A 5,880-nucleotide genomic window follows, 5' to 3' on the forward strand; every position below is an offset into this window, starting at 1 on the left:
ACCATCCACATCTACCGGGTCCAGCCACCACCAAGATCAACTTAAGCTACGTGGCATTGAGCCTAGGGAGGGCCCATGGCGCACTCAACGGTCGTTCGCGCGATCGACAACTCCATCGTCGAGCTCGAGGTGGATGACGAGTTCAGGGATCGGCTGAGTCCGTGGTTGGGGCACATCCGGTACATGCCCAAGTACGGAGGCCGCGACACGACCGCCGAAATGTGGGCGTTCGAACTGGCCCCCCTCTCTTCCTTGGGATCCGGGGTGTTCGCGGTAGGAGGGCGCGAGCGTGAGCGCTTCACACTCAGCGGCGGCGAAGTCGTCATATATGATTCCACCACTCTGCCGGACGCACGTTGGGCTGCCTGGCTGGGCCCGTGGCATATGGCTCATGCAATGTTCTACGCTCCCGTGTGGCAGTCTTCCGACATCGCAGAGTTCTTCTCCCGGGTCACCTTCACCGATACCCCTGAGGGGCTGACGGCGGACACCGCCGGACGTTTCGAGGTGCAGATGACGGCATACAAACAGCACGTCGCGGGTGTCGGCAGTCTGCGGGTCGAGCCCAGGGCGGTTGCGTGTTGACCGGAGGTTGCTTGAGCTGGGACTTGCGGGGTGTGTGGCCGAGTCGCTCGCCGAGCTGGACGGCGGATTCCTACGGGTCCTGCCGCCGTGGGCCGGTGGCGCATGACCGGGTTCATCGCCAACGACGAGCCACATACCGTTCGCCGGTTCCTGGCCAGCTACGCCTCTCCGACGGGCCTGTAGGGAGATCTGTGTAACGGATGTCAGTAGAAGCCCGTTATGACCGGTGGGTGCCGGTCGACACAGTGAGGACCAGTTTCGATGACACTCTCAACGGTGGAGCAGTACGACCCCGGCGTCGATGTCGACGCGGAGGTCGCGGCGTTGACGCGGCGGATCGCCGCTGACGGGCCGCGGGCTGCCTTTGGCGGCGGCGGTGCCGGACGAGGCGGCGGCGCGTGAGGCGGCCCGCCGGGCGGTGGCGGATCTGATCGACAAGCAGGTACTGGACGCGTTGCTGGCCCAGGTCAAGGGTGACGGCCTGCGGCTGACCGGGCCAGGGTCCAGCGGGCCTCGTCCCAACCGTGCACGACCGGCCCCTCGTCCAGGAAGCCGACAAGCTGTCGCCGCTGCTCCGCGGTGAGTTTGCAGTCGGCTCCACCAGGCCCGGCCGAGGCCAGCGCCTCGACTCCGCCTACGATCCACCGCCGTCGCCGCCCACGCACCGACTTCCCCGAAACCCGCAGCTCAGATGCGATCTCTGCGGTCGGCCGGTCCTCAACGAACGTGGCCACGGCCCGTTCCCGGACCGCTTGCCGCCGCGCCCTGGCCGCTGCGTTCAGTCCTCCAGCAGCTGGATACCTCAGTAACTGGATAGGTCCGTGGGACCCTGGAAGCTGCAGGCGCGCCAGGTGGGTCAGGCGGTTGTCGAACGGCACGGCCGGGTCGGTGATGAACCGCAGGTAGTCGGCGCGTCGGTCCCGTATTCGCACGAACCGGGCGTCGATGGCCTGAGCGGCGAGGTCGGCGACCTGCCCGGTGGCGGTGTCGACCACGTAGACCAGTTCGCGTAGCTCGTGGGCGTTGCGCAGGGTGTGGACCGCGTCGGTGTAGGTGCCGGGGCCCACGCGTCGTGTGCACGGCGACGCCGGCGAAGGCGGGCAGCACCCCGGCCGCGTTCATTCCGTCGGCACCGCGTCTGCGGTGGACCTTCAACAGCACGTCGGTGTGCGTGGAGGCGGAGTGCAGCCAGGCGAGGCGACCGTCGGCGCGCATGCCGGTCTCGTCGAAGCAGACCACTGGGGCGGCAGCGACCCGTCCCGGATCACGGGCAGAGCGTGCTCGATGATCCCGAGTGCGCCGCGCTTGACCCAGCAGGCCACCGGTCGCCGCGGCGACCGGGACGCCGAACAGGTCCCGCACCGCGTCCGCGGTCCTCGACACCGACAGGAACTGCCCGTGCGGCAGGTATACCCCGGTCGCGGCCAGACGCGGCCCGTACGCCGCCGGCGCGGTGGCCCCGGCCGGCGCCACGCCAGCGATGTGGCGCCCACACCCACAGACCAGCGTCACGATCTGATGCTCGGTCACCACCAGTTTCGGTTCGGGACGTCGAACACCTGACGGCGGGCCACGCCCACCACGTCAGCGCCGGTCAGCCCGTCACGCGCAGCCGGCGCACACCGCCGGCTCGTGCCGCACGACCACGTCCGGATCGGCTACCTGGGACAGGGTGGTGCCCTCGCCCCGGCCGGCGACCCGAACGACCCCGCAGCGACTTCGGCGCCGGCTTGGCCAGCCCGTCACTCGACGGCGGTCTCGACGAGTTGCCAGACGACTGCTTCAACCGGTCCTCAAGCTCAGCGATCCGCGTGAGCGCCTGCTCCAGCCGCACGGCCAGCCCGGCATTCAACGCCAACAACTCGTCCTACGACGGCGGCGGATCGGCGGACTTCGCTGGCCAACCTACCGGCCTCCACAGCAGACAGCATCACCGAGATTCGGCACCTATCTAGTTGCGATACCTCATCACCTCGACCTGCCCAACCGATCGATCCGGATCACGCCGACAAGGCGACGAACATCTACCTTTCAAGCTCTGTAGCGGCGGGTCTCGAGTCCGACTCGGATCGACGGCGGCCCGCTGTGCTTGTGGCTCGCAAGTGCTGGTTGCGCCGCTGGCACCGGGCGATGGTAGTGTGCGGACACTATGGGCGATGCACGTGAGCCTCGGTCGGAGTGCCCGATCAACGTTGCCGTCGAGGTGTTCGGCGATCGCTGGAGCCTCCTCGTCCTGCGGGACATCGCCTTCGGAGACCGCCGCTACTTCCGGCAGTTGCAGGCCAACTCGCTCGAGGGAATCGCCTCCAACACGCTCGCCGATCGACTCAAGCGACTTGTTGAGGCGGGGCTGCTCACCCGGGAGGACGCCCGCCCCGGCCAGCGGGCACGCTACAGCCTGACCGAACCCGCGATCCAAGTCGTCCCCGTCCTCGCGCAGCTCGGCACCTGGGGGCTTCGCCATCGACCCACGCGTTCCGCGCTACGCGCTCCCGCCGAGTTGTTCACTCAGGGCGGCCCCGCGCTCTGGCAGGAGTTCATGGACGAGCTTCGCCATCAACACCTCGGCGGCTCCGCATCCCGAGTGCGATCACCGAGCGTCCGCAAGCGCCTGGCCGCCGCCTACTTTGCTGCCGCCAACTCCGCGTAACCACCCGGCAGCACCATGGGCGCTGGAACGTGCGCATGCAGGAAGTTGTGCGCGCAGGGTGCCCCGGCAACGACCTCCGCTGGGGGTGGGAAGGGACGAGCGCACCGAGGTGGTCGCGGATCTGCTGGCGCCGTGACTCGTAGTCGGGCAGACCGGCCGGATCGGGCCGGCTCAGGCTGATGTCGTCGGCGAGCGTTGCCGCGCCCGGCGCGGTGAGGCCGGTCAGTGCGTGCAATGTCGCCGCCGAGTGCCCGGGTACGAAGCCGGAGAAGTCGCGGGCCTTGGCGGCGAACACGGCACCCTGCGCCAGGTGCTGCCAGTGCTCGCCGGCCGCGCGGCGCAGCGCCGCCAGGCTGGTCGAGTCGCAGCCGCCGGCGAACGTGGCCGCCAGGCCCACGCCGCTCCGCAGGTCGGCGTGCCGCTCGGCGGCGAAGGCCCGCACCGCGGCGTCGACGTGGTGCGCGATGCCGCCGTGGATGAACCAGAGCACCCGACTGATACCCTGGTCGACCGCGCGCGGGAAGTAGTCGGCCCGGCCCTGCCACGGATACGGCGCCGGGCGCTGCTGGCAGCGACCACCCGCGCGGTCTCGAAGTAGGCGCGGTCGAAGCCGTAGCCGTCGATGGCCAGCCAGCTCATGGTCGGGAAGTACGGCGTGCCGGTCGGGTCGGGCAGGACGCCACGCTACAACGGGCGGGGCAGCCGGGCCATCGCGACCGATGCCGATGTAGGTGAGGAAGGTGTGCGGCAGACCTGGTCCGCGCAGTAGCTCCCGGGTGCGGGTGCCGCGACCGGCGGCCATCGCGTCGCGTACGGCGAGCGCCATCGTGGCGCCCTCGTGCGCGAAGCCGCGCAGTTCGGCGTCGACCATGTCGAGCCGGCGCTCCAGCCCCCATCGGTCCTTGAGGTGGATACCCCATTCGAAGCCGCAGACGGCGTGCGGGATGGCCTCGAGAGTGCGGGGGCGTCGGTGGGGGTGACGGGAAATCCGCAGCCGGCGAAGCTCACGTCGCCGAACGGCGGAATCAGGACCAGCCTGCGCAGTGGACCTAGGACAGTCGACATCGGGATGACCTCATCACGCGATGTGCGGGTTAGACTTCATCGTGTTACGCGGCACCGGGCCTGCACGTCTCCTGGTGTGCCTGGTGGGCAGCGGCCTGCTGCCGGGCTCCCAGGCGGCGGGCGGCCTCGAAAGCCGCCCAGCCGGCAACCTCCACAAGGGCCTCGTCGCTGGGCACGTGACGCCGGAACTCGGCGACCGTCTCGTCGCCCATCTGGTGTGACGACACCGCGGTCAGCAGCGCGAACCGGCCGGCCGGCCGGTCGGCCGGACCGAGCCCGGCGAGCAGTTCTTCGCACCAGGCCGTGGAGATTCCGGTGTCCGCGCCGCGCCAGCCGTCGAGGTGCCCGGACACCACGGCACGGACTGTGGGGGTCAACCACCGCTCACCGGCCGCGTCGAAGACCGCGGCGGCCCGGGCCATCGCACCGGCGATGTACGGGCTACCCGCCGCCCATGCTGCGTCGGCCGGCGCGGGCGCGTCCGGCAGCAGTTCGAGCGAGCGGCCGGGCTCGCGGTGTGCGCGTAGCGTCTCGCGCAGCAGCCGGCCCAGGCCCTGCTTCATCCGCTGCCGCGCCCGCCCGGTGAGGCCCGGCGGGAGCAGGAAGCTTGCGAGAAAGACGTTCACCATCCGGGTCAGGTAGTGCATGGCGGTGACCGTGCCGATCAGCTCTGCCTGCTGCTGCGCGGTGAGCCAGGCCGGCAGCGGGAGACCGCCTGGCGCCTCCTGCGCGCCGCGCGCCCACTGACTGATCTCGCGCAACCGGGGATCGCGCAGTTCGCCGAACCGGTCGGCGGAGATCTTGTCCGCGTCGTGCTCGCCGGCCAGGTCGTACATGCTGCCCGAGTGCATGTCCACGCAATACGGGCAGATCGTGGCGACCGCGACGGCCGCCGCCGCGGCCTCCTTCGAGCCACGGTCGAGGGTGCCGCTGACCAGCAGCGGTTCGCGCATGAGCATCCAGTACGCGGCAAGCACCTGGGGAGACGGCGAGTGCATGAGTGCCGGCGGGATCACCAGGCGCATCTCCTCCGCGACCTGTTCGTACACCCGCTCGACCAGGCCACTTGCCGAACGTGCGGGCACCGGGGTGACATGGCGGACCTGACGTTGCACGACTGAGGCTGCGACGCGGCCGACGATCATGACGACTCCTTCCGCCTAAGTGGCCAGTATCAGCAGATCCGGGCACCGAAAGCCCGCGCCTGAGGCAAGGGCAGCAATATCGAACAAACATTTGCCCGAAACTGTCGAGATTGAAAATCTCTGATATCCAGTAACTACTTCAATATTGCGCTGGCCACGCCGTTCAGGCCCACGCAGGTTGCTTGCCCAACTCGGCCACGGTTAGCCTGATAGGCAGATCGGGCACGGGTAGAGCGCGACACGAAGCTCGCCCGATCACCCACCGTCTCAGATCTGTCAAATGCCAGAATCGATCCTTGCTGCGCGGTTTCTGACTGAGGGAGCAAACAATGCAGGATACGTCTGAGAAGGCAGTTCTGCGCGCCATCGAGACGATGAGGTCTATTCACAGGCGATCCTGTAGAAGTGCAGCCCGATGACACAGGAGATCGTTTC

The 5,880-nt window shown here is 68.9% G+C and carries 6 protein-coding genes and 2 pseudogenes; 3 read left to right on the top strand and 5 right to left on the bottom strand.

All coding sequences use genetic code 11. The features are described from left to right. Positions 1-75 precede the first annotated feature (75 nt). Together ACFHWS_RS28185 and ACFHWS_RS28190 are read left to right on the top strand one after the other, a co-directional pair. Positions 76-585, top strand: coding sequence for a hypothetical protein (locus ACFHWS_RS28185; protein WP_416569544.1), 510 nt, complete (start codon positions 76-78; stop codon positions 583-585). Between the two features lie 261 nt (positions 586-846). Beyond that, positions 847-987 (top strand): hypothetical protein, encoded by a 141-nt coding sequence (locus tag ACFHWS_RS28190; RefSeq protein WP_416569545.1) that lies wholly within the window; start codon positions 847-849, stop codon positions 985-987. Between the two features lie 65 nt (positions 988-1,052). Here ACFHWS_RS28190 and ACFHWS_RS28195 read toward each other — a convergent pair whose 3' ends face one another. Together ACFHWS_RS28195 and ACFHWS_RS28200 are read right to left on the bottom strand one after the other, a co-directional pair. Beyond that, positions 1,053-1,652, bottom strand: coding sequence for a hypothetical protein (locus ACFHWS_RS28195; protein ID WP_416556675.1), 600 nt, complete (start codon positions 1,650-1,652; stop codon positions 1,053-1,055). 527 nt (positions 1,653-2,179) lie between these two features. After that, the gene (locus tag ACFHWS_RS28200) at positions 2,180-2,446 is read right to left on the bottom strand and encodes a DUF6444 domain-containing protein (RefSeq protein ID WP_416569546.1); all 267 of its coding nucleotides are present in this window, start codon (positions 2,444-2,446) and stop codon (positions 2,180-2,182) included. A 288-nt stretch (positions 2,447-2,734) separates the two neighbouring features. Between ACFHWS_RS28200 and ACFHWS_RS28205 the strand changes: the two genes are divergently transcribed. Further along, on the top strand, positions 2,735-3,235 hold the full coding sequence (locus ACFHWS_RS28205) for a winged helix-turn-helix transcriptional regulator (protein ID WP_416556674.1): 501 nt from the start codon (positions 2,735-2,737) through the stop codon (positions 3,233-3,235). Here ACFHWS_RS28205 and ACFHWS_RS28210 read toward each other — a convergent pair. From ACFHWS_RS28210 to ACFHWS_RS28220, 3 genes and pseudogenes are all read right to left on the bottom strand, one after another. Next, positions 3,123-3,874, bottom strand: a pseudogene (locus ACFHWS_RS28210) (DUF1702 family protein). The gene ACFHWS_RS28205 and the pseudogene ACFHWS_RS28210 overlap by 113 nt on opposite strands. A gap of 133 nt (positions 3,875-4,007) precedes the next feature. Next, a pseudogene (locus ACFHWS_RS28215) lies at positions 4,008-4,229 on the bottom strand (DUF1702 family protein); the annotation flags it as partial. Positions 4,230-4,344: 115 nt separating this feature from the next. Continuing rightward, positions 4,345-5,445 (bottom strand): carboxymuconolactone decarboxylase family protein, encoded by a 1,101-nt coding sequence (locus ACFHWS_RS28220; RefSeq protein ID WP_416569547.1) that lies wholly within the window; start codon positions 5,443-5,445, stop codon positions 4,345-4,347. Positions 5,446-5,880 lie beyond the last annotated feature (435 nt).

The organism is Micromonospora sp. LOL_013, assembly GCF_048060315.1.
Classification (GTDB): Bacteria; Actinomycetota; Actinomycetes; order Mycobacteriales; family Micromonosporaceae; genus Micromonospora_E.